The sequence below is a fragment of the Streptomyces sp. NPDC005070 genome (genome assembly GCF_053600395.1).
In genome coordinates this window covers 1-22,183 of record NZ_JBSFZS010000099.1, presented here as the reverse complement: position 1 = coordinate 22,183, position 22,183 = coordinate 1, and the positions used below count along the sequence as shown (strand labels likewise).

Here is a 22,183-nt window from a genome sequence, read left to right as displayed (position 1 = left end):
GTGTCCCGCCGCGCCGTGTCCCGCCGTGCCGTTCTGCGCCGTGTCACCGACCTCGCCTCCACGAGGGACGGGCGCACCTCTCACTCGAACCGGCCGAACCGCATCCGCATCAGTCCCCCGAGCCGAAGCAGACCGACGCCGTTACCCCCTTGAGCACCGCCCCGGAGCCACCCCATGACCGTCTCGATCGTGCTGTTCACCTCCGACCTGCGCCTGCACGACCATCCGCCGCTGCGGGCCGCCCTCGACGGTTCGGACGCGGTGGTGCCGCTCTTCGTCCGCGACGACGCCGTCGCGGACGCCGGGTTCACCGCCCCGAACCGGATGGCGTTCCTCGCCGACTGTCTGACGGACCTGGACGCCGGGCTCCGCGACCGCGGCGGGCGCCTGGTGGTGCGCTCCGGCGACGTGGCCGCCGAGGTGACCAAGGCGGCCGCCGAGACCGACGCGGACGCGGTGCACATCGCGGCGGGGGTCAGCGCGTACGCGCACCGCAGGGAGGAGCGGCTGCGCGCCGCCCTGGAGGCGGACGGCCGCCGCCTGTACGTCCACGACGCGGTCGTCACCGCGCTCGCTCCCGGCGCCGTGACCCCCGCGTCCTCCGACCACTTCGCCGTCTTCACGCCGTACCACCGGCATTGGGAACGGCAGCCGTTGCGGGACCCGCTCGCGGCTCCCCGGACCGTCCGGGTGCCGGACGGCGTCGGTTCGGAGGCGGTCCCCTCGCGCTCGGACGTGTCCGGGGTGTCCGAGGGTCTGGCCCGGGGCGGCGAGACGGAGGCCAGGAAGCGGCTGACGGCCTGGCTGCGCAACGGGATCGCGGCGTACGAGGACCGCCACGACGACCTGCCCGGCGACGCGACCTCCCGGCTCTCCCCTCATCTGCACTTCGGCACGCTGTCGGCGGCCGAGCTGGTGCACCGGGCGCGCGGCGCGGGCGGTCCGGGTGCCGAGGCGTTCGTACGGCAGGTCGCCTGGCGCGACTTCCACCACCAGGTGCTGGCCGCGCGGCCGGACGCGTCCGCCGCCGACTACCGCTCCCGGCACGACCATTGGCGCTCGGGGGCCGAGGCACGGGACGACATCGAGGCCTGGCGGGAGGGACGGACCGGCTACCCGGTGGTGGACGCGGCGATGCGGCAACTGCGCCACGAGGGCTGGATGCACAACCGGGGGCGCCTGCTCACCGCGAGCTTCCTCGTCAAGACGCTGTACGTGGACTGGCGGGTCGGGGCCCGGCACTTCCTGGACCTGCTGGTGGACGGCGATGTCGCCAACAACCAGCTCAACTGGCAGTGGATGGCGGGAACGGGCACCGACAGCCGGCCCAACCGCGTCCTGAACCCGCTGACCCAGGCCAGGCGTTACGACCCGGACGGGGCATATGTCCGGTACTGGGTGCCCGAGTTGGCCGGGATCGCCGGGCACGCCGTGCACGAACCGTGGAAGCTCCAGGGCCTGGACCGGGCCGCGTGCGACTACCCGGACCCGATCGTCGACCTGTCCGAGGGCCTGGCCCGGTTCAAGAGGGCCCGTGGCCTGGACTGACGGCACCGCCATGGCCGCGTGCACGAACGAGCGGAACCGAATATAAACTGCCGAGGATTTTACCTGTTGTAGAGATTCCTCATCGGTGCGCCGCCGTACTGATGGTCGTCCGAACCACTCGTACCGGATCCGTGCGCACCGGATCCATCGCGCGGCCACCCCGGGGGCAACAGCCCCGGAACCGCCGCACCCGCCCCCAGGAGGCTGTTCAATGCGCATTACACGGAACGTGGGAACCCTCTTCGTGGCCGGTGCGTTGACGCTGACCCTGGCCGCACTCGCCTATCCGGCCATGCTGGGGATCCAGACCACGTCCGCCGCCCCGGTCCGGATCATCGCCAATCCGTCCTCGGGGCCGCTGACCGAGGCCGACCGCGACTTCGTCGTCAAGGTGCGCGCGGCGGGACTGTGGGAGTACCCGGTCGGACAACTGGCCCTGCAGAAAGGGACCAGCCCGGCGGTCCGCACGGCGGGTGAGCACCTGATCTCGGGCCACGCCGGTCTCGACGCCACGAGCCGCAAGGTCGCCAAGGAACTCGGCATCACCCTGCCCAACAAGCCGTCCCCGCAGCAGCAGGGCTTCGTGGCGACCTTGAGCGGGGACTCCGGCACGAAGTTCGACACCGACTTCGCCAACATCCTGCGCATCACGCACGGGCAGATCTTCTCGACCGTGGCGAAGATCCGCGCCACGACGGAGAACACTCTCGTACGGCAGCTCGCTGACCAGGCCAACGACACCGTCCTGGACCACATCACCGTGATGGAGAAGACCGGCCTGGTCAACTTCGACCAGGTGATCATCCAGGAGACCACCGTCCCGAAGATGCCCGCGGTGAATCTGACGCCTCCCCCGCCGCAGCCCGGCGAGCCGGAGGTCGTCCTGACGCCGCCGGCGGGCGGGACGTCCCAGCCCGCGGGCGGGGCCTCGCTGCCCGCGGGAGGGGCCGCGCTGCCCTCGCCGACGCCGACCGTGGGCTGAACACCGCGGGTCAGGTGAACGGCGGCCGCCCGAGCGAGAGTTCGCGAGGGCGGCCGTTCCGCTGTTCAGCCCTCGGCCAGGCTCACCAGGGAGGTGAGCGCCTCCCTCAGTCCCGGCGGCCGGAGCATGCCCTGTTCCGGACGTCCGGCCCAGCCGGGGCCGCCGAGAAGGACGGCGGGCCGCCCGCGGGCGCCCTTGACTCCCCAGGTGGTGCTCGCGATGTGCCGGGCCAGGGGGCGGTCGGCGGTGGAGCGGGTCTGCGACCACAGCACGACGGCGACCGGCCCCAGCCGCCGCACTGCCGCGGTCAGCGCCTCCGGGGGCACGGCGGGGCCGAACATCCGCGTGGGCAGGCCCTGTTCGGCGAGCCCCGCGTGCAACGCCTCCAGCGGAAGGCAGTGCTGCTCACCGGGCACGCAGGCCAGCACGATCGGTCCCCCGCCCGTGGCCGGCGACTTGGGCCCGACCGGCCCCGAAGCGCGGTGCAGCACACGGGAGATGTGCCACGACAGCAGATGCTCGACCTCCACGTAGCGGTCCCCGGCGGACTCCCATTTGCGGCCCACCGCGTGCAGGGTCGGCACCATCACCTCCTCCCAGCCGACGACCACGCCGTGCCGCTCGACGAGCGCGGTCAACTGGTCGTCCACGGAGGGTGCGTCGAGACGTACGGCGGCGCGCGCGAGGCCCTTGCACTCCTGCCGGGGGTCCCCGAGGGGCTCCGCTCCGGCCGCCCGCGCCGCGGGTTCCGGTCCGTCGGCCGCGCTCCCGCCCTCCAGCTCCAGGGGGTCGGACCAGCCCTTCGCCGCCCGGGCGGCCTCGGCGGGCGGCACTCCGGCAGACGTCAGCCGGCACATCTCCTCGAGCATGGCCACGTCCTGGGGCGTCCAGCGGCGGTGCCGCCCGCCGGAACGGACCGCGGGTCCCATTCCGTACCTGCGGTCCCAGGAACGCAGCGTGGTGGGTGACACTCCCAGGCGGCGGGCCAGCGCGCCCGTGGTGACACCGGCTTCGGCGGATCCCGCGCCCGGTTCCCGCCCCTCATCAGACCGGCCATCACCCATACGGCGACTATACGACGCAGAAACGATGCGAGTTGTCGCCTCTGTCCCATGGTTCACACAATCGGTTTCACGGGGCCCCGCACAGGGAGTTCCCGGAGCAAGGAGCCGTGGCCATGAGCACAGATCCGATCGCCGAGCAGCCGACCGCCGAGCCCGCGGACGCGATCACGGACGCGGAACTGGCCCGTGGGATCGTCGACGGGGACGAGGCTTCCCTGGCCACCGCGTACCGGCGCTGGGCGCCCCTCGTCCAGGCCCTCGCCCGGCGTTCGCTGGGCGACCCGCGCGAGGCGGAGGACGTCACCCAGCAGGTGTTCCTCGCCGTGTGGCGGGGCGCGCGGGGTTACCGGCCCGAGCGCGGCCCGGTGGCGGCCTGGCTCGTGGGCATCACCCGGCGCAAGATCGCCGACGCGCTGTCCGCGCGGACCCGGCGCACCGAACTGGTGGGGGCGGCCGGGGCCCTCCTGGCCCTTGCCGACGACTCCCGGGCTCGGCCCGAGGCCTCGCTCGACCGTGTCGTCGTCCGGCACGAGCTCGCCAAGCTCCCGACGCCGCAGCGCCGGGTCCTGCACCTCGCGTTCTACGAGGACCTCACCCAGACCCAGATCGCCCAGCGCACCGGCTGGCCGCTGGGCACCGTCAAGAGCCACTCCCGGCGCGGTATGCACCAGCTCCGCGACTGTCTCCGCCCGGTGGCCGAGGTCTGAGCACGGCGGTCCGCCGTCACTTTCCGGTCCGCGGGCCAATCCGCCGCCCCACCGGCTTCGGATCACATCCGAAATGTTCGAAGCGTCTTGGAGGACCACACTGTGAAGGAAGCCGTGGAGATCGGGCGTAACCCGTCCGCGGAGCCGGACCTGCCGGATCTCATGGCCCGGGTCGCGCGCGGTGACCAGGATGCGTTCGCCTCGCTCTACGACGTGGTGGCGGGCCCCGTCCTCGGCATCGTGCGCAGGCTCCTGCGGGACCGGGCACAGTCGGAGGAGGTCGCCCAGGAGGTACTGGTCGAGGTGTGGCGGACCGCCGCCCGCTACCGCCCCGAGCGGGGGTCGGTGATGAACTGGGTCCTGACCCTCACCCACCAGAGGGCCGTGGACCGGGTGCGCTCGGTCGAGGCCTCCGCGGCGCGGGAGCACAAGGCCGCCCTCCTCGACCGGACGCCCGAGTTCGACGAGGTGACCGAGCAGGTCGAGGCGCGGCTGGAACGTGAGCAGGTACGGCGCTGTCTGCGCACGCTGACCGAGCTCCAGCGCCAGTCGGTGACGCTGGCCTACTACCGCGGGCTGACCTACCGGGAGGTGGCGGAGCTGCTGGCGACTCCCCTAGGCACGGTCAAGACCCGGCTGCGCGACGGACTGATCCGGCTGCGTGACTGTCTGGGGGTGACGGCGTGAACACTGCCGACCTGCACACACTGACCGGCGCGTACGCGTTGCACGCGCTGGACGACGACGAACGCGAGCGGTTCGAGCGGCACACCGCGGACTGCGCCGACTGCGCGCAGGAGGTCCGTGAGCTGAGTGCCGCGGCCGCACGACTCGGCCTGGCCGTCACCGCTTCGCCGGGCCCGGCCCTCAAGGACCAGGTCATGCGGCGGATCACCTCGGTCCGCCAGGAGCCGCCGCGCACCCTGTCCCTCTCCGCTCCCCGGGCCGTCGGTATCCGCTGGAGCCGGCCCGGGCATTGGGCGCTCGCCGCGGCACTGGCCGCGGCGGCGGCGCTGGGCGGTACGGCGGCCTGGCAGCACGAGCGCGCGCAGGACGCCCGGGAGCAGGCCCGTCAGGCCGAACGGCGTTCGGACCAGGTGGCCGCGGTTCTCACGGCCCCCGACGCGACCTCACGTACGGCGAAGCTGGCGGACGGGGCGAGCGGCACGGTCGTCGTGTCCCGGAGCCGGGACCGGGCCGTGTTCATCTCTTCGAAGATGGCGGAGCCGCCCCGCGGCAAGGTCTACCAGCTCTGGTTCGACGACGCGGGCACCATGCGGTCCGCCGGGCTGATGGACCCGGGCCGCACCAGCGAGGCCGTCCTGATGAAGGGTTCCGTCGACGGCGCGTCCGGCATGGGAATCACCGTGGAACCGGCCGGCGGCTCCCCGAGGCCCACGTCCCCGCCGGTGGCCCTGCTGGGGCTGCCCGTCTGAGTGTTCGTCCCCTCGGTTCGGGGGAGGGGACGAACACTCGGCACGTCCCGCGCCGGGCCGGTCAGCGGCGCGGTCGTGGCGGCAGCGGAAAGAAGCCGCTCGTGCGCGCCGCGTACTCGGCGAAACCCGGGCGCCCCGTCATGTGGCGCTCCAGCATCGGTTTCCCGCTGCCGTTGATCAGCAGGTAGCTCATCACCAGCGGCGACACCAGCGCCACGGCGGCCGACTGCGGGCTGTCGCAGGCGAGCAGGAACAGGCCCCACCAGACGCAGAAGTCGCCGAAGTAGTTGGGGTGCCGGGTCCAGCTCCACAGACCACGGTCCATGACGCGCCCGCGGTTCGCCGGATCGGCCTTGAAGCGGGCGAGCTGGGCGTCGCCGACCGCCTCGAAGAACAGCCCGAAGGCCCACACCGCGGTGCCCGCCCAGGCCAAGCCCGTGAGCGGCCCCGGAACGTACTGCGCGGCCTGCACGGGCAGCGACACCAGCCACACCAGAGCCCCTTGCAGGAGGTACACCATGCGCAGGGCGTAGAGGTCACGGCTGCCGGGCGCCTTGGCCAGCAGGGCCTCGTAGCGCGGGTCCTCGCCGTGTCCCCGCCCGCGGCGCGCGATGTGCGCGGCCAGCCGCAGTCCCCACACCGAGGTGAGGACGGTGACGAGCACGCGGCGGGCCTCGTCGCCCTCACCGGCGGACGCCAGGAAGGTGACGAGGGCCACCGCGGTGAAGCCGATCCCCCAGGCGACGTCCACGATCCGGTGCAGGCCCCGGCGTACGGCGACGGCGAAGGTGGCCAGCATGACGGCGAACGCCGCGCCGGCCGCGAGAGCGAGGTTCTGGGCGAACGCCGCCCAGGGGAATCCGGTCATGGCGTGGGGTCCTCCTTCGCGTCCTTCGTGAACAGATACTGCTGGACGTCCAGATAGCCGGAGCGGAATCCGGCTTCGGAGTAGGCGAGATAGAAGGTCCACATCCGGCGGAAGGTCTCGTCGAAGCCGAGGGCGGCGACCTCGTCGGCCCTCTCGGTGAACCGCTCGCGCCACAGCCGCAGTGTCTCCGCGTAGTGCGCGCCAAAGGCGTCCCTGCGCGTGGTGCGCAGGCCGGTGTGGGCGCCGGTCACCTCGTCCACCGCCTCCACGGAGGGCAGCAGCCCGCCGGGGAAGACGTACTTCTGGATCCAGGTGAAGGTGTCGCGGGAGGCGAGCAGGCGGTCGTGCGGCATGGTGATCGCCTGGAGGGCGACGCGGCCGGCGGGGGCGAGCCGCGCGTCGAGAGTGGCGAAGTAGACCGGCCAGAACTCCTCGCCGACCGCCTCGACCATCTCGACGCTGACGACGGCGTCGTACGTCCCGGTGGCCTCGCGGTAGTCGCACAGCTCGATGCTCACCAGGTCCTCCAGTCCCGCCTCGCGCACGCGTTCACGGGCCAGGGCCTGTTGTTCACGGGAGAGGGTGAGCGAGGTGACGCGGGCGCCGCGCGCGGCGGCACGGATCGCCAGCTCGCCCCAGCCGGTGCCGATTTCGAGGAGCCTCGTGCCGGGTCCCGCCTCGACGAGGTCGAGGAGCCGGTCGATCTTGCGGTGCTGGGCGTCGGCCAGCAGGGACCAGGAGGCGGGGAAGCCGCGGAAAAGGGCCGCCGAATAGCTGAGGGTGTCGTCGAGGAAGAGCGCGAACAGGTCGTTGGACAGGTCGTAGTGGCGGCTGATGTTGTCGCGGGCGCCCGTGGGGGTGTTGCGCTGGACGTCCGGCCGGCGCGGCGCCCAGAGGCTGCGCAGTCTCTGCAGCGGGGCCGGGATCAGCCGGGCCGCGTTCCCGGCGAGGACGGTGAGCACGGCGACCAGGTCCGGCGCGTCCCACTCCCCCGCCATGTAGGACTCGCCGAAGCCGACGAGGCCTTGGTCGCCGATGCGACCGTGGAAGGCGGCCGGGTCGTGGATCTCGATGACGGGGCCGCCGAGGCCGGCCCGGGTGCCGTCGGCGAACCGCGCCTGGAGCGGCAGTCGTTCGAGCGCGCGGCGCACCAGCGCGCGGGTGACGGCCGTGCGGGCCCGCGACGACGGCGGCCGGGTCACCACGTCCGGCCAGCGCAGCGGGTCGGTGTCCTGTCGGGGAGCCTCGACGGGGCAGGACTCGGCTGTCCTCATTTCGCGTTCTCCTGGGTTCGTTGCGGGGTGCGGGGCTGGACGGGCAGTCCGCGCAGGTAGAGGCGGATGCCGTGCAGCCGGATGGCGGCGGACACGGCGACGGTGGACCAGGGGTGGCGCAGCGCCTGGCGCAGGAGTGCGCCGACGGTCGCGGTCTGCCGCGTTCCGCGTACGGTGGCGGTGAAGGGCCGGGTGCCCAGGCGTTCCAGATGCACCGTCAGGTCGAGCCTGCCGCCGGGCTCGGGCAGCCGCATCCGGTAGGCGCCGTCGACGGGGAAGAACGGCGACACGTAGAACTCCTTGCGGGTCCGCGCTGTACCGCTGTCGTCGGGGCGCAGCAGATAGGAGTGCCGTTCGCCGTAGGTGTTGTGGACCTCGGCGACGACGCAGCGGGCGGTGCCGTCGGGGTCGTGACACCAGTACAGGGTCAGCGGGTTGAAGACATGGCCGAGGACGCGTGCGTGGCTGAGCATGAGCACCGGTCCGCCGCGCAGGTCGACGCCGTGCGAGGCGAGGAACCGGTCGAGGCCGGCCCGGATGCTGGGCTGGTCGCCGTCGAAGTGGTCGCGGGGGTCGAAGCGGGCCAACGGACGCAGTGGGTAGGCAAGTTCGGGCGGCCGGTCGGGGTCGGTCAGCCACATGTACGTCCGGTGGCGGAGCGCGTACCGGGTGGGCGCGGTCCGTACGTGCGCGACCGTGCAGGGGTAGAGGGCGGGGACGCCGGTCACCAGGTCACCCCCAGGGCCTCGGCCGCCGCGACGCCGGACCGGCAGCCGTCCTCGTGGAAGCCCCAGCCGTGGTAGGCCCCGGCGTACGCGGTCACCGGGCTGTTCAGGGACGGGAGTCGGCGCTGGGCGGCGACGGACTCGGGTGTGTAGACGGGGTGTTCGTACTCCATGCGGGCCAGGACCCGGGCCGAGTCGACCCGGTCCTCGCCGCCGAGGGTGACGACGAACGTCTCGGACGCGTCCAGCCGTTGCAGTCGGTTCATGTCGTAGCTGACCCGGACCCGGTCCGCGTCGGTGTCGCAGTCGGGCATCAGGTAGTTCCAGGAGGCCCGTGCTCCGCGGGCGCTCGGCAGGAGCGAGGTGTCGGTGTGGAGAAGGGTGGTGTTGCGGGAGTAGCGGAACGTCCCGAGCACCTCGCGCTCCAGCGGGGTGGCGTCGGCGAGCAGCCGCAGGGCCTGGCCGGGATGCACCGCGATGACGACGGATCCGTACGAGGCGGTGGTGCCGTCCTCGGTGGTGATGTCCACTCCGTCGGCGTGGCGGCGTACGGCCCGGACGGGGGTGGAGGCGTGCACCGCGTCGAGTTCCTTGGCCAGCCGGTCGACGTAGGAGCGCGAGCCTCCGGTGACCGTGCGCCAGAGCGGCGAGCCGCCCACCGAGAGCATGCCGTGGTGGTCCATGAAGCGGAACAGATAGGCGGCCGGGTAGCGGCGGGCCGTGGCGGCGTCGCAGGACCAGACGGCGGAGACGAGCGGGGTCATGAAGTGCCGGGTGAAATAGGGCGAGAAGCCCTGCCGGATGATGAACTCGCCCAGCGTGAGGGCCTCTTCGCCGCCCTCGGCCAGCAGGCGGCGGGCGGCGCGGTGGAAGGCCGGCACTTCGGTGAGCATCCGCAGGTAGGGACCGCGCAGCGCGCTGCGAGGCCGGGCGAACAGACCGGCGGGACCCCGCGCTCCGGCGTACTGGAGGCCGCATCCCTCGCACCGCACCGACATGCTCATCTCGGACTCCTGGGTGGCGACGCCGAGTTCGGCGAACAGCCGCAGGAGGTGGGGGTAGGTGCGGTGGTTGTGCACGATGAAGCCCGAGTCGACGCGGTGCAGGCGTCCGTCGGACGAGGTCAGGTCGTGGGTGTGGGCATGCCCGCCGAGGCGGTCGTCCGCTTCGTAGAGGGCGACGGGCCGCTCACGGCTGAGCACGTAGGCGGCGGTGAGCCCCGCCACTCCCCCGCCGATCACCGCCGTACGCCTGACTGCTCTCAGCCGTTCCTCTCCGATGCGCCGGGCGTCGCCGTCCGGAGCGTCCGCTGACCCCTGCCTCATGGGTTTCCTCCCGCCCGGCTCCCGGTCGGAGCCCTCGGGGGTATTCCGAAGCAGAGGCCCGAACGGATTGGCCCGGACGCGATCTTCCGTGAAACAGGCGGGAGCCGCTTGATCGCGGTGCGGGAGACGTTCCGGCCGCGGCGCGGGAGACCCTCACGCTCAGCCGGTGTACCGCGCCAGTTCCCAGGGGTCGTGGGCACTGAAGACGTCGACCTCGTCGCCGTGCAGGCGGACCAGTTCGCGCAGCCGCGCGTGGTTGGCGAGCCGCAGGGGCCGGTCCACCTCGGCGATCGTCTGGAGGAGGTCGAGACCCGGGTGGCCCACGGGACGGTCGGGGTCGATCTCGCGATGGAAGTAGTAGGCGTCACCGCACTGCAGGAGCCATCGCCCGGAGTCCTCGACGGCTATCGCGCTGTGCCCCTGGGTGTGCCCGCCGAGCGGGATGAGCAGGATCTCCGCGTCCAGGCCCTCCAGCGGCCGGACCGCGTCGAAGCCGAACCAGGGGTCCCCCGCGGGTTGCGCGTAGGTGACCCAGTGCGGTCGGTGCGACCACTGGGACGGGCGGTAGCGGACGCGGTCCTCGGGGTGGGCGCCGGGTGCCGCCATGGCCGCGCGATGCTCGGCCTCGCTCAGATGAACCTTGGCCCAGGGGAAGTCGGGAAGGCCGCCGGCATGGTCGACGTCGAGATGGCTGAGCACGACGTGCCGTACGTCCTCGGGCCGGAAACCGAGGGCGCGGACCTGGTGCAGAGCGGTCTCCGCGAGGTCCAGGGCGGGCTGGGCCCGGCCGAGGAAGTCGGCGCCGAGGCTCTCCTCCGGCCGGGCCACATCGGCCGTGCCGATGCCGCTGTCGACCAGGACGAGACCGTCGCGGTCGGTCTCGACGAGGAGGCAGTGACACACGGCCGGCAGGCTCCCCTCCTCGGTGTCGATCGTGCGCAGGGAACCGCAGTTCAGGTGGTGGATCTTCACGATGAGTCCTTTCGGGCGCCCTGGGACGCTCCCTGACGTCGGCGGGCGCGCTCGGACGCCGCCGACAGCGGCGCGGAGCCGCACGGCCGCAGAAAGCGGCCGTACCGCACGCCCACTTAGATAACGAACGTTCGTACGCTATTAACGAACGGTCGTCAGGTTAAGCTGGTCGCATGAGCCCGCGCAAGTCCGTCGCCGAAACCGCCGTCACCCGCGACCGGATCATCGAGAGCGCCCTGGCGCTGGCCTCCACCGAGGGCCTCGAAGGTCTCACCATCGGGCGGCTCGCCACCGATCTGGCGATGAGCAAAGCCGGCGTGATCGGTCACTTCGGCAGCAAGGGGGCGCTCCAGCTCGCGGTGCTGGACGCGGCCGTCGAGCGGTTCACCCGGCGGGTGCCGGCGCGTGCCGTCGGGGCCCGGCCCGGCACGGAACGGCTGAGCCGCACCTACGACGAGTGGATCGCCTACATGGCCGAGGGCGAGGGGCACGGCGGCTGCTTCCTCACCTCGGTGGCCGGCGAGTTCGACGGCCGCCCCGGCCCGGTCCGCGACGCGGTCCTGGTCGCGCTGGGCACGTGGACGGCGTACGTCAAGGGGGAACTGGCCACGGCGGTCGCTACCGGCCGGCTCCCCGAGGACACCGACGTGGACCAGCTCGCCTTCGAGCTGGGCGGCGTGATCCTCGCGGCCGGCCAGTCGATCAAGCTGTACCGCGACCCAGCGGCACCGGCCCGCGCACGCCGCGCCATCGCCCGCCTTCTCGCCGCCCCCTGAAGGCCCACCGCCGGGAGAAGTCGTCTGCGAACACGTTCAGTTGACGTGCCGTTCGTGTCCTTCCCAGTACGGCTCGCGCAGCTTGTACTTCTGGAGCTTGCCGGTGGCCGTCCGGGCCAGGACGTCCCGGAACTCGACCGAGGTCGGCGCCTTGTACCCGGCGAGGCGCTCCTTGCAGTACTGGATCAGTTCGCCCTCCGTGGCCTCCGTGTCCGGAGCGAGGACCACCAGGGCCTTGACGGTCTCGCCCCACTTCTCGTGCGGCACGCCGATGACCGCGACCTCGGCGACCGACGGATGACTGAAGAGCGCGTCCTCCACCTCGATCGAGGACACGTTCTCACCACCCGTGATGATCACGTCCTTCTTGCGGTCACTGATCGTCAGATAGCCGTCCTCGCCGATGGATCCGCCGTCGCCGGTGTGGAACCAGCCGTCGGCAAGCGCCCGTTCGGTCTCCGCGGGCTGCTCCCAGTAGCCCTCCAGCACGACGTTGGAGCGCGCGAGGATCTCGCCGTCGGCGGCGGTGCGCAGGGTCACGCCCAGGGCGGGGGCACCGGCGCGCACCAGTTTCTCGGCGCGGGCCCGGGGGTCGAGGTCGTCCCATTCGGCGCGGGTGCGGTTGACGGTGAGCAGGGGTGAGGTCTCGGTGAGGCCGTAGATCTGGATGAACTCCCAGCCCAGCAGGGATTCGACCCGCGCGACGGTCTTCGTGGGCGGCGGCGCGCCGGCGACGATGATACGGACCCGGTCGCGGCCGGGAATCTCGCCCTCCCAGGACTCGGCGGCGGCCAGTACGGCGTTGACGACGGCCGGGGCCGCGCACATCACCGTCACGCCGTGCTCGGCGACCCGGCGCAGGATCTCCGCGCCGTCGACCTTGCGCAGCGCGATCTGCCGGACGCCGAGGCCCGCCATCGCGAAGGGCATCCCCCAGCCGTTCGCGTGGAACATGGGCAGGGTGTGCAGATACACATCACGGTCGGTGATGCCGGCGTGCAGCGCGAAGGTCGTGGCGTTGACCCAGATGTTGCGGTGGGTGATCTGCACACCCTTGGGCCGGGCCGTCGTGCCGCTGGTGTAGTTGATCGTCGCGGTGGCGTTCTCGTCCGCCTCCCAGGGGCGGGGTTCGGTGCCGAAGCGGTACAGCTCGGTGTCCGCGGCGGCGCCGAGCGTGAAGCGGTGCTTGCAGCCGACCCCGGCGAAGCGGTCGGCCAGTTCGGGGTCGACGAGCAGGACGCTCGCGCCGGAGTGCTCGACGATGTAGCTCACCTCGTCGGCCGTCAGGCGGAAGTTGACCGGTACGAGGACCCGGCCGTGGCCGCTGACACCGAAGAAGGACGTGAGCAGCCGGGCGCTGTTGGGCGACACGACGGCCACGCGCGCGCCGTGCGGGACGCCCAGCGCGTCGAGCCCGGCGGCCTGGGCCACTGCCAGTTCGCCGACGCGCCGGTAGGTCAGCCCCTCCCAGGGCTCGGCCGGCTGGTCGGGTTCGTCGACGACGCCGAGGCGGTCGCCGTACACGGTGACGGCGCGGTCCAGGAAATCAAGTGCTCCGAAGGGGACGAGCATCACGGCCTCCCGAAGATCGGACGATGCCCCCTTTCTATCCTGGCTCCGCCCCCGCGCATCCGGAGAACCCGCGAACGGATACCCACGGTGATGTCCGGACCCTTGTGCGTGCCCTGGCATCCTTGGCCTCCACCTGCCCGGCACGTCACGATCGTCCGATGGACAGCCGACCGACGTTCGACCTTCCCCGCCCCCTGCGCATCGGCGGGCTGGGGCTGCATCTGCGCGAGTGGTCAGACGACGACGCGGCGGATCTCGTCGCGCTCTACGACGATCCCGAGATCGACCGGTGGACGCCGGTCGTCTCCCCCTTCGACACCGAGGCGGCGCTCGCCTACCTCGCGGCGGCCGAGCAGAAGGCGGCCGAGAGGCGGGGGGTGCAGCTCGCCATCACCACGGACGGCGAGCGGCCCCGGGGTGAGATCCTGCTGTTCCCCGGCACGGCCGACGACCGTGACGTCGAGCTGGCCTACGGCGTGGGGGCCGCCTACCGGGGCCGGGGGCTCGCGACCCGCGCGGTCCGGCTCGTCGTGGACTTCGCCCACCGTCGCGTCGGCGGCCGGCGCGTCGTGCTGTGCATCGAGGACGGGAACACCGCGAGCGAGGCGGTCGCCAGGGCGACGGGTTTCGTCCTCACCGACGACGAGCCCGTGGTCCGTGCGGCGAAGGGCCGGGACGTCGTGCTGCGGACCTGGAACCATCTCGAAGGAACCGGCCCGCGCCTCTGACGAGGCGCCCGACCCCGCGGCTGCCGATGGCGGCGGGCGCCAGGGCAGCGCACATCCGAGGCGCCGCGGCTTCTCGGATCCCGGGGCGCCGCCGGGACCGCACGACCCGGGCGTGCCGGGATCGCGCGTCCCCGGGCGCCCGGCGTTCGCACATCCCGGGCGCCCCGCCGCCGCGCCGGCCTCAGGCCCCCGCGGGCTCCGCCTCCGTCGCCGGCACCGTCAGGTACTCCTCGGTGACCTCCTTCGGGCCGAACGGCCACACCTTCTCCAGCCGGGCCCAGACGACGAAGGCGACCAGGCCGAGGGCGAGCCAGGCCAGCGACCACTCGATGGGGTGACGGCCCGGGGAGTTCTTGTCCGCGTAGCCGTAGATGGTGAGCCACCCGACGAGGGCGAGGAGACTCGGCACCGGGTAGAGCCACATCCGGTACGGGCGGCGCAGCCCCGGCTGCCGCCTGCGCAGCACCGACAGGGCGACGATCTGGGCCAGCGCCTGGACGATCACCATGACCGTGGTCAGGAGCTGGATGAGGGTGGCGAGGTCGGTGTGCCGGCCGATCAGGAACCCGATCGCGGTGATGACACCCATGGTGGCCAGACCCAGCATGGGGAAGCGGTGCCTGGGGTGCAGCTTGGCGTAGGGGCGGAAGAACACGCGCTCGCGGGCCGCGTCGTAGGGCACGCGCGAGCCTCCGAGCAGCCCGGTGAAGACCGAGGCGAACGCCGTGATCAGGATGAGGACGGTGACCGTGTCGGCGGCGCCCTTGCCCCAGGTCTCCTCCATGACCGCCGAGGCCACCGAGGTGGAGGCGATGTCGCCGGGGTCCGTCATCCGCTGCCAGTCGATGACTCCGAGCGTGCCGATCTGGAGCAGCAGGTAGATCGCCATGATGCCGAGGATCGAATAGATGATCGAGCGGGGCAGAACGCGGCCGGGGTCTTTGATCTCGGCGCCCATGTACGCGGTGGTGTTGTAGCCGAGGTAGTCGTAGATGCCGATGGTCAGACCCGCGGCGAAGCCGACCCAGAAGTGGCTGGTGGACAGCGCGAACGCGTGCGCCGGGTAGGTGAAGGCGCGTCCGGCGCTGAAGTCGGTGGCGGCGGCGACGATCACGAGGAGGACCGAGGTGATCATCACGCCCCACATGACGGCGGTGATCCGCGCGATGTGCTCGATCCCGCGCCACAGCAGGACGACGACGAGGGCGACCATGCCGAGACCGACGAGGTCGCCGGTGTTCCGGCTCATGTCGGGCGCCAGATAGCCGAGGTACTGGACGAAGCCGACCACGCCGGTGGACATGATCAGCGGGATGAAGAGCATCGCCGTCCACACGAACAGGAAGGGCATCAGGCGTCCGGTGCGGTACTGGAAGGCCTGGCGCAGGTAGACGTAACTGCCGCCGGAACCGGGCATCGCGGCGCCGAGTTCGGCCCACACGAGTCCGTCGGCGAGCGCCAGCAGGGCGCCCGCGACGAATCCGATGACGGCCTGCGGACCGCCGAACGCGGCGACCATCAGCGGGATCGTCACGAACGGCCCGATACCGCACATCTGGCTCATGTTGATGGCGGTGGCCTGGAACTGGCCGATGCGGCGCACGAAACCGCCGGCGGGTGGCGGGGTACCGGACACGGATCCTCCTCAGGACGGGACGCGGGGAGAGGTACGGGGGGACGCACAGGGAGGGCGGGGGAGGTACGGGCAGAGGTACGAGGTGATGGTCGGCGCCGAGAGGGCCGGCGGGATCAAGGGCGCGCGGGCGACCGGCCGACGCCGGACTCCCCTCGGCTCGCCCGGCGGGGCTGACCGGGCTGACTGGGCTGACTGGGCGATAAAGTTAAGGAGCCTTACTAAGCGCGTCAAGAGGGCGTGACCGATGAGTGAGAATGGTGCGATGCCCGCCAGCGACGCCGCAGAGCACCCCGAACAGCCCTGGAACCGCCGTCGGCTGCGCAGTACGAACGAGCGGCTGCTCCTCGACCGGCTGCGCTCCGGCGGTGCCGCCTCGCGCGCCCAGCTCGCCCGCGAGACGGGGCTGTCCAAGCCGACGGTGTCCAGCGCGCTCGCGGCGCTGGAGGAGGCGGGACTCGTCCGCGAGGCCGGCACGCTGGCGCCCGAGCGCGGCCGCGTGGCCGTCCTGTACGCCCCCGATCCCGCGGCCGGGTACGCGCTCGGCATCGACGTCGGCCGTAGCTGGCTGCGCGTGGCGGTCGCCGATCTCGACGGCGCGGTGGTCGCGCGCGCCGATGTACGCAACCGGGCCCGCACCTCCGGAGCCATGGCCGACCTCGTGGTGTCCACGGCCCATCAGGTCGTCGCCAACTCCGGTGTCGGCGCGCACGAGGTGGCGCACGCGGTGGTGGGCACCCCGGGCGTGTACGACGAGAAGCAGCGCCGCGTGCGGTACGCGATGCATCTGCCCGGGTGGGGCCGGGCGGGCCTGTTCGACCGGATGCGCGAGGAGCTGGGCATCCCGCTGGAGGTGCACAACGACGCCAACCTCGCGGCCCTCGGCGAGTACACGTACGGGGTCGGCGCGGGCAGCCGGCTGTTCGCGTACATCATGATCGGCACCGGCCTCGGCATGGGTGTCGTCAGCGAGGGACGGCTGTTCACGGGGGCGCACGGCGGGGCCGGCGAGATCGGCTTCCTGCCCTGGCCGGGCCGGCACAAGCCCGAGACCCTGGAGGACGCGGTGTCCGGCGAGGCGGTCGTGGAAGCCGCGCGGCACTTCGGGATGACCGGACAGCTCACCGCCAAGGCCGTCTTCGACGCGGCGCGGGAGGGGCACGGCCCGGCCGTCGAGGCGGTCCGGCTGGAGGGCGAGCGGATCGCGCACACGGTGGCCGCCGCGACGGCGGTGCTCGATCCCGACCTGGTCGTCCTGGGCGGCGGGGTCGGCCACAGTGTCGACCTGCTGCTGCGGCCCGTACGCGAGACGCTGCGGACGCTCACACCGCTGCGCCCGAGGATCGCCCCCGGCCGTCTGGGCGAGGACGCGGTCCTGCTCGGCGCGGTGGCCACGGCGCTGGGGACGGCACGCGATGTGGTGTTCGAGCGCAGGTCGGCCCCCTGAACCGGAGGCGTCCGCCGCACCGCGGCGGCCGGGCTCGGCGTCGCCGGGCCGGCGCGGCCGACGATGCCCGCGCGTCCGGTGACGCCCGTGCGGACGGTGACACCGGTGCGGCCGGTGATTGACATGGATTGCTCACCGGCCTAGCTTGTGGACCCCAGTTAGTAAAGTTTCCTAACTTGAAGTACGAAGCGCGGATGCTCCCCCACCCCCCAAGGAGATCACCGTGTTCCACCGCCCTGCCTCCCGGCCGCGCCTCGCCACGGCCGCCGTCGCCCTGGGCCTGCTGTGCACCCTCTCGGCGAGCGCCTGGGCCGACGGGCCCGACCCCGGAACGGCCGCCGCACCCCGCCTCCCCGCCACGGCGGTGGCCTCCGCGCCGGGCAGTGCCACGGCGTTGTCGGGGTACGCGATCCAGTCCACCGCCGAGGTCCCGGACCCGGCGTCGGCCGTCTCCAGTCCCGGCTACCGGGCGAGCGGCTGGTACCCGGCGGGCCCGCGTTCCACGGTTCTCGCGGCCCTGCTCGCGAACGGAAAGTACGCGGACCCGTTCTACTCGACGAACCTGAGGAACATCCCGAAGTCCGACTTCACCGTTCCCTGGTGGTACCGCTCGGACTTCACCGTCACCGACACGTCCGAGCGCACCCATCTGGACTTCAGCGGGGTGATCTCGGCGGCGGACGTATACGTCAACGGCCACCGGGTGGCCGACGCCGGCCAGGTCGCCGGTGCCTACACGCACCACGAGCTGGACATCACCTCGCTGGTGCGCGCCGGCACCAACACGGTCGCCTTCCGTATCAGGCCCAACGATCCGAACAAGAACCTGACGATGGGCTGGATCGACTGGCTCCAGCCGCCGCCCGACCAGAACATGGGGATCGTCCGTGACGTCCTCGTCCGCCGTGGCGGCCCGGTCGCCCTGCGCGACGCGCATGTGCTGACCCGGCTCGACGTCCCCTCGCTCCGCACCGCCGATCTCACGGTCAGGGCGCGGGCCCGCAACGAGACCGGCTCGGCCGTGACGGCCACGGTGTCCGGCCGCATCGGCTCCGTGTCCTTCTCGAAGACGGTCCCGCTCGCTCCGCACCAGACCAGGGCCGTCACGTTCTCACCGTCCGAGGTCGCAGGACTGCGCCTGAGGTCACCGAAGGTGTGGTGGCCCGCGGGCATGGGCGGCCAGCCGTTGTACGGGCTCGATCTTTCCGCCTCCGTCGCGGGCGCCGCCTCCGACACCGCCCACGAGACCTTCGGCGTCCGCGAGGTGAAGGCGCCCCTGAACTCCGACGGCGCCCGGCAGTACAGCGTCAACGGCCGCAGGCTGCTCATCAAGGGCGGCGGCTGGTCCCCGGACGAGTTCCTGCGCTGGGACCGCGGCTACGTCGAGGACCGGCTGAGGTACGTGCTCGACCTGGGCCTCAACACCGTACGCCTGGAAGGGCACATCGAGCCCGACGAGTTCTTCGACCTCGCCGACCGCTACGGCATCCTCACCCTGCCCGGCTGGGAATGCTGCGACAAGTGGGAGGGGCAGGTCAACGGCGGTGAGACCGGCGACCGGTGGACCGACGCCGACTACCCCGTCGCCCGGGCGTCGATGGCCGCCGAGGCCGCCCGGCTGCGCGACCACCCGAGCGTCGTCTCCTTCCTCATCGGCAGCGACTTCGCACCGGACGCCAGGATCGAGAAGACCTACCTCGACGCGCTGAAGGCGGCCGACTGGCCGACCCCGGTGATCGCCGCCGCCTCCGACAACTCCGCCCCCGTGTCCGGCCGTTCGGGCATGAAGATGACCGGGCCCTACGACTGGGTCCCGCCGGGCTACTGGTACGCCAAGCGCGAGGGCGGCGCCACCGGCTTCAATTCCGAGACCGGGGCGGGCCCCGACATCCCCACCCTCGACACCCTGCGCCGCATGATGTCGCCCGCCGAACTGGACACCCTCTGGAAAGACCCGGACGTCCGGCAGTACCACCGCTCGCCGTCCCCGGTGTTCGGCACACTCAAGATCTACGACGCCGCCCTCGCCGGCCGCTACGGCCCGCCGACCGGACTCACCGACTACGTGCGCAAGGCGCAGCTCGCCCAGTACGAGGCCGTGCGGGCGCAGTTCGAGGCGTACGGACGCAACGCGACCGATGCGACGAAGCCCTCGACCGGGGTCGTGCACTGGATGCTCAACAGTGGATGGACTTCGCTGCACTGGCAGTTGATGGACCGTTATCTCGACCAGGGCGGGGCCTACTTCGGCGCGAAGAAGGCCAACGAGCCCCTGCACGTGCAGTACTCGTACGACGACCGTTCCGTCGTCGTCATGAACAACCGGCACACGCCCGTTTCCGGTCTCACGGCCCGCGTCACGCTCTTCGACCCGGACGGCACCCAGCGGTACGACCGCACGGCGACCGGTCTCACCGCGCGCGGCGACGGGGCGCGTGTCACCGCCCTGACGGTCCCTTCCTCGGTGAAGGGTCTCGCGACGACCTATCTGGCGCGGCTGGTCCTGCGCGACGCCGGGGGCAGGGAGATCGGCCGGAACGTGTACTGGCTGTCGACGCGGCCGGACACCCTCGACTGGGCGAACACGGACTGGTACCACACCCCGACGACGAGCTACGCGGACCTGAGGGGGCTCGACTCCATGGCGAAGGTGCCGGTGTCGGCCTCCGTGTCGACCTCCACCGGTCCCGGCGGGACCTCCACGACGAAGGTCACCCTGCGCAACGACGGGACCGGGGCGACACCGTCCCTCCTCACGGACGCACACCTCGTGGACGCCGGGGGCCGGCCGGTACTGCCGGTGCGTTGGTCGGACAACGAGGTGAGCCTGTGGCCGGGCGAGTCGGTGACGCTGACGGCGACGTTCCGGACGGCCGATCTGCACGGTGCCGTTCCCGGGGTGCGGGTGTCCGGGTGGAACACGCCGGAGCGGACGGTCCGGTCCCGGTAGAACGGCGCGGGGGGGCGGACCCGGTCGCGGGCCCGCCCCTCGTGCTGCGGGGTGCTCAGCTCACATTGAGCGCGGTGTCGTCGAGGACGAACGAGGTCTGGAGTGTGGAGCCCTCGACGCCGGTGAACTTGATCGTGACCGTCTGCCCGGCGTAGGTGGAGCCCAGGCTGAAACTGCGCTGCGTGTACCCGGACGCGGCGTTCAGGTTCGAGTACGTGGCCAGGGTCGACAGCACGGTGCCGCTGCTGTTGAGGACCTGGGCCTTGAGGGTGTCGTACGCCGTGGTCGTGGTCGTCTCGGCCGTGTCCACGTGCAGATAGAAGCTCAGGGTGGCGGAGCAGCCCGAGGGGATGGTCACCGACTGGGACAGCGTGTCGGTGTTGGCCGACCCGTAACCGTTGAGCCACGCCTTGTACGAGCCGGTGCGGGCCGCCTCGCTTGAGCTGTTGGTGATGACACCGCTGGTGGCGGTCCAGGAGGTACTGCCGGACTCGAAGCCCTGGTTGGCGAGCAGTTGGGCGGCCGTGCAGGTGCCGCCACCGCCCCCACCGCCGCTGCTGCTCGTGCCGGCGAGCCAGTCGGTGGCGTTCAGGGCGAGTGCCGCGTTGGTGGCGCCGGTGTCGTTCCAGCCGTCGTACAGCGTGTTGCCGGACTGGCCGGTGCCGTCGTCGATGGGTGAACTGTCACCCCAGAAGGCGACCTTGCCGCTGCCGAAGGTGCTGGTCGCGAAGAACGCGCCGGTGTTCCCGGAGTAACCGGTGCGGTAGACCAGGCCCTTGACGGCCGAGTTGTCCGCCGGCTTGAGCGTGGCCGTGGTCCCGTCCGCGATCAGACTCTTGGTGACGGTGCCGAACGACCCGTGCAGGATGGCGTTCGTGCTGTCGCTGATGGCGCTCGGGTAGTCGGAGCCGACGTCCAGCGTGTCGATCGAGAAGCCGAACGGGTCGGTGCTGTCGACGCTGTTGTTGCTCATCAGGTCGCTGAAGATCTCGACCGCGTCGTAGCCGTCGCTGTTGCGGTCGGCACCGGTGTGGTCGGAGATCATGAAGAGGCCGCCGCCGTTCTTGACGAACGTCATGATGGCGGTCTTCTCGGCCGTGGTGAACAGCGTGTTGGGCTCGGGCAGTACCAGCTCGTCGAAGTTCGACAGGTCGGTCGCGGCCGTGCCGCCGTAGGTGAGGCTGGAGCTCGAAGGCAGCGTCTTCAGACTGTAGTTGCCGGTCTTCTGCAGGGCCACGCCCCAGGAGGACAGTGCGCCCGTCCAGGAAGTCTCCGAGGACGGATTGGAGTTCTGGCCGAGCGGGTCGGGCTGGCTGGTGGAGATGATCCAGTCGGCGTTGCCCGCGGTCTCGGCGTGGCCGTTGTCGAACAGGACGCGGTGGGGGGTGGCCGCGTGGGCGGGAACAGCGGTGGCCGCCTGGAGCGCGGCACCTGTGACGAGCAGTCCGAACAGCCCCAGGGCGGTGGTGAGTCTGTGGCGGGACTTCCTGAATCCGAGCATCCGACGAACCTCCGGTAACGAGGGGGGAGAGGCGGTGCGGGCGCCAAGTCTGCGCGCGTAGAACGGAAGTTGACTGTCTCCCGTTCAACAGATTATTGAACGGTACATGTCCAAACGTGAGTTGCCCAGGGGGCGGACGGGGTGCGCCGCGGGCCCTGCGGCGGGTTCACCGCGGGCACCTGCGCGGCGGCGGACTGGCCGCGCCCGATGCGGGCAGATACATAACTGCGGGGGACCGACCAGGAGGGGCTGAGATGGAGATCTCGGGCGTCATCAGTGCCGTCGTCATCGGCATCGTCATCGGTGTACTGGGCCGGCTCGTCGTGCCCGGCCGCCAGCGCATCGGCGTCCTGTGGACGATCGTGGTAGGCATCGTGGCCGCGTTCATCGGGTCGGGGATCGCCGCCGCGTTCGGCGTCGCCGACACCAAGGGCGTCGACTGGATCGAGTGGCTCATCCAGATAGGCCTGGCCGCGTTCGGCGTCGCGGCACTGGACCGATCGAGGTCACGCCGCTGAGCGTCCGGCTCGGAGGGCTGCGGGGCGGGGCCGCGCGGGATGCCGGCGACCCGCGGGGCGGGCGACGCGGGCCCTGACGACCTGCGGGGCGCCACGCGGGGAATTGCGTTGCGGAGCAGGTGCCCGCAGGGCTACCTTCTGCGGGCTTCGCCTGCTC

19 protein-coding genes are annotated in these 22,183 nt (G+C 71.9%); 10 read left to right on the top strand and 9 right to left on the bottom strand.

Going from position 1 to position 22,183, the window contains the following annotated elements; all coding sequences use genetic code 11:
- The first annotated feature begins 174 nt into the window (after positions 1–174).
- Both ACWEBX_RS27900 and ACWEBX_RS27895 read left to right on the top strand, forming a co-directional pair.
- Entirely contained in the window at positions 175–1,548 is a 1,374-nt protein-coding gene (locus tag ACWEBX_RS27900) for a cryptochrome/photolyase family protein (protein WP_451887554.1), read from the top strand.
- A 211-nt stretch (positions 1,549–1,759) separates the two neighbouring features.
- Entirely contained in the window at positions 1,760–2,530 is a 771-nt protein-coding gene (locus tag ACWEBX_RS27895; RefSeq protein ID WP_451887553.1) for a DUF4142 domain-containing protein, read from the top strand.
- Between the two features lie 65 nt (positions 2,531–2,595).
- Here ACWEBX_RS27895 and ACWEBX_RS27890 read toward each other — a convergent pair whose 3' ends face one another.
- The gene (locus ACWEBX_RS27890) at positions 2,596–3,594 is read right to left on the bottom strand and encodes a MerR family transcriptional regulator (RefSeq protein WP_451887552.1); all 999 of its coding nucleotides are present in this window, start codon (positions 3,592–3,594) and stop codon (positions 2,596–2,598) included.
- Positions 3,595–3,707: 113 nt separating this feature from the next.
- Between ACWEBX_RS27890 and ACWEBX_RS27885 the strand changes: the two genes are divergently transcribed.
- The 3 genes from ACWEBX_RS27885 (at position 3,708) to ACWEBX_RS27875 (ending at position 5,737) form a co-directional block, all read left to right on the top strand.
- A complete protein-coding gene (locus ACWEBX_RS27885; protein ID WP_451887551.1) occupies positions 3,708–4,301 on the top strand; it encodes a sigma-70 family RNA polymerase sigma factor in 594 nt (197 codons plus the stop codon).
- A 102-nt stretch (positions 4,302–4,403) separates the two neighbouring features.
- Positions 4,404–4,988: a sigma-70 family RNA polymerase sigma factor gene (locus tag ACWEBX_RS27880; protein WP_451887550.1), complete on the top strand. Its 585-nt coding sequence runs from the start codon at positions 4,404–4,406 to the stop codon at positions 4,986–4,988.
- Entirely contained in the window at positions 4,985–5,737 is a 753-nt protein-coding gene (locus tag ACWEBX_RS27875; protein WP_451887549.1) for an anti-sigma factor, read from the top strand. The genes ACWEBX_RS27880 and ACWEBX_RS27875 overlap by 4 nt, the downstream gene beginning before the upstream one ends.
- Positions 5,738–5,798: 61 nt before the next feature.
- On the opposite strand, the gene ACWEBX_RS27870 is transcribed toward ACWEBX_RS27875, so the two are convergent.
- From ACWEBX_RS27870 to ACWEBX_RS27850, 5 genes are all read right to left on the bottom strand, one after another.
- Complete coding sequence (locus ACWEBX_RS27870) at positions 5,799–6,605, bottom strand: DUF1295 domain-containing protein (protein WP_451887548.1); 807 nt, start codon at positions 6,603–6,605, stop codon at positions 5,799–5,801.
- The gene (locus ACWEBX_RS27865) at positions 6,602–7,879 is read right to left on the bottom strand and encodes a class I SAM-dependent methyltransferase (RefSeq protein ID WP_451887547.1); all 1,278 of its coding nucleotides are present in this window, start codon (positions 7,877–7,879) and stop codon (positions 6,602–6,604) included. Before ACWEBX_RS27865 ends, ACWEBX_RS27870 begins: the two co-directional genes overlap by 4 nt.
- Entirely contained in the window at positions 7,876–8,607 is a 732-nt protein-coding gene (locus ACWEBX_RS27860; protein ID WP_451887546.1) for a DUF1365 domain-containing protein, read from the bottom strand. Before ACWEBX_RS27860 ends, ACWEBX_RS27865 begins: the two co-directional genes overlap by 4 nt.
- The gene (locus ACWEBX_RS27855; RefSeq protein WP_451887545.1) at positions 8,604–9,929 is read right to left on the bottom strand and encodes an NAD(P)/FAD-dependent oxidoreductase; all 1,326 of its coding nucleotides are present in this window, start codon (positions 9,927–9,929) and stop codon (positions 8,604–8,606) included. Before ACWEBX_RS27855 ends, ACWEBX_RS27860 begins: the two co-directional genes overlap by 4 nt.
- Before the next feature lie 159 nt (positions 9,930–10,088).
- A complete protein-coding gene (locus ACWEBX_RS27850) occupies positions 10,089–10,901 on the bottom strand; it encodes an MBL fold metallo-hydrolase (protein WP_451887544.1) in 813 nt (270 codons plus the stop codon).
- Between the two features lie 173 nt (positions 10,902–11,074).
- Between ACWEBX_RS27850 and ACWEBX_RS27845 the strand changes: the two genes are divergently transcribed.
- Complete coding sequence (locus ACWEBX_RS27845; protein WP_451887543.1) at positions 11,075–11,677, top strand: TetR/AcrR family transcriptional regulator; 603 nt, start codon at positions 11,075–11,077, stop codon at positions 11,675–11,677.
- A gap of 36 nt (positions 11,678–11,713) precedes the next feature.
- Here the strand turns inward: ACWEBX_RS27845 and ACWEBX_RS27840 are convergent, their stop codons facing one another.
- Positions 11,714–13,249 (bottom strand): AMP-binding protein, encoded by a 1,536-nt coding sequence (locus tag ACWEBX_RS27840; RefSeq protein WP_451887542.1) that lies wholly within the window; start codon positions 13,247–13,249, stop codon positions 11,714–11,716.
- 158 nt (positions 13,250–13,407) lie between these two features.
- Between ACWEBX_RS27840 and ACWEBX_RS27835 the strand changes: the two genes are divergently transcribed.
- A complete protein-coding gene (locus ACWEBX_RS27835) occupies positions 13,408–13,977 on the top strand; it encodes a GNAT family N-acetyltransferase (protein WP_451887541.1) in 570 nt (189 codons plus the stop codon).
- Positions 13,978–14,158: 181 nt separating this feature from the next.
- On the opposite strand, the gene ACWEBX_RS27830 is transcribed toward ACWEBX_RS27835, so the two are convergent.
- On the bottom strand, positions 14,159–15,613 hold the full coding sequence (locus ACWEBX_RS27830; protein WP_451887540.1) for an APC family permease: 1,455 nt from the start codon (positions 15,611–15,613) through the stop codon (positions 14,159–14,161).
- Between the two features lie 262 nt (positions 15,614–15,875).
- Between ACWEBX_RS27830 and ACWEBX_RS27825 the strand changes: the two genes are divergently transcribed.
- Positions 15,876–17,057, top strand: a complete 1,182-nt coding sequence (locus ACWEBX_RS27825) for an ROK family transcriptional regulator (RefSeq protein ID WP_451887539.1) — start codon at positions 15,876–15,878, stop codon at positions 17,055–17,057.
- Between the two features lie 223 nt (positions 17,058–17,280).
- A complete protein-coding gene (locus ACWEBX_RS27820; protein ID WP_451887538.1) occupies positions 17,281–20,007 on the top strand; it encodes a glycosyl hydrolase 2 galactose-binding domain-containing protein in 2,727 nt (908 codons plus the stop codon).
- A gap of 55 nt (positions 20,008–20,062) precedes the next feature.
- Here the strand turns inward: ACWEBX_RS27820 and ACWEBX_RS27815 are convergent, their stop codons facing one another.
- Positions 20,063–21,508: a hydrolase gene (locus ACWEBX_RS27815; RefSeq protein WP_451887537.1), complete on the bottom strand. Its 1,446-nt coding sequence runs from the start codon at positions 21,506–21,508 to the stop codon at positions 20,063–20,065.
- A gap of 254 nt (positions 21,509–21,762) precedes the next feature.
- On the opposite strand from ACWEBX_RS27815, the gene ACWEBX_RS27810 reads away from it, so the two are divergent.
- Positions 21,763–22,026 (top strand): GlsB/YeaQ/YmgE family stress response membrane protein, encoded by a 264-nt coding sequence (locus tag ACWEBX_RS27810; RefSeq protein ID WP_451887536.1) that lies wholly within the window; start codon positions 21,763–21,765, stop codon positions 22,024–22,026.
- Positions 22,027–22,183 lie beyond the last annotated feature (157 nt).

What these genes read in the sequence shown, in the direction of transcription:
- ACWEBX_RS27900 (WP_451887554.1), top strand. Translation starts at nt 175, where the DNA reads ATGACCGTCTCGATCGTGCTGTTCACCTCCGACCTGCGCCTGCACGAC.
- ACWEBX_RS27895 (WP_451887553.1), top strand. Translation starts at nt 1,760, where the DNA reads ATGCGCATTACACGGAACGTGGGAACCCTCTTCGTGGCCGGTGCGTTG.
- ACWEBX_RS27890 (WP_451887552.1), bottom strand. Translation starts at nt 3,594, where the DNA reads ATGGGTGATGGCCGGTCTGATGAGGGGCGGGAACCGGGCGCGGGATCC.
- ACWEBX_RS27885 (WP_451887551.1), top strand. Translation starts at nt 3,708, where the DNA reads ATGAGCACAGATCCGATCGCCGAGCAGCCGACCGCCGAGCCCGCGGAC.
- ACWEBX_RS27870 (WP_451887548.1), bottom strand. Translation starts at nt 6,605, where the DNA reads ATGACCGGATTCCCCTGGGCGGCGTTCGCCCAGAACCTCGCTCTCGCG.
- ACWEBX_RS27865 (WP_451887547.1), bottom strand. Translation starts at nt 7,879, where the DNA reads ATGAGGACAGCCGAGTCCTGCCCCGTCGAGGCTCCCCGACAGGACACC.
- ACWEBX_RS27855 (WP_451887545.1), bottom strand. Translation starts at nt 9,929, where the DNA reads ATGAGGCAGGGGTCAGCGGACGCTCCGGACGGCGACGCCCGGCGCATC.
- ACWEBX_RS27845 (WP_451887543.1), top strand. Translation starts at nt 11,075, where the DNA reads ATGAGCCCGCGCAAGTCCGTCGCCGAAACCGCCGTCACCCGCGACCGG.
- ACWEBX_RS27840 (WP_451887542.1), bottom strand. Translation starts at nt 13,249, where the DNA reads ATGCTCGTCCCCTTCGGAGCACTTGATTTCCTGGACCGCGCCGTCACC.
- ACWEBX_RS27835 (WP_451887541.1), top strand. Translation starts at nt 13,408, where the DNA reads ATGGACAGCCGACCGACGTTCGACCTTCCCCGCCCCCTGCGCATCGGC.
- ACWEBX_RS27825 (WP_451887539.1), top strand. Translation starts at nt 15,876, where the DNA reads ATGCCCGCCAGCGACGCCGCAGAGCACCCCGAACAGCCCTGGAACCGC.
- ACWEBX_RS27815 (WP_451887537.1), bottom strand. Translation starts at nt 21,508, where the DNA reads ATGCTCGGATTCAGGAAGTCCCGCCACAGACTCACCACCGCCCTGGGG.
- ACWEBX_RS27810 (WP_451887536.1), top strand. Translation starts at nt 21,763, where the DNA reads ATGGAGATCTCGGGCGTCATCAGTGCCGTCGTCATCGGCATCGTCATC.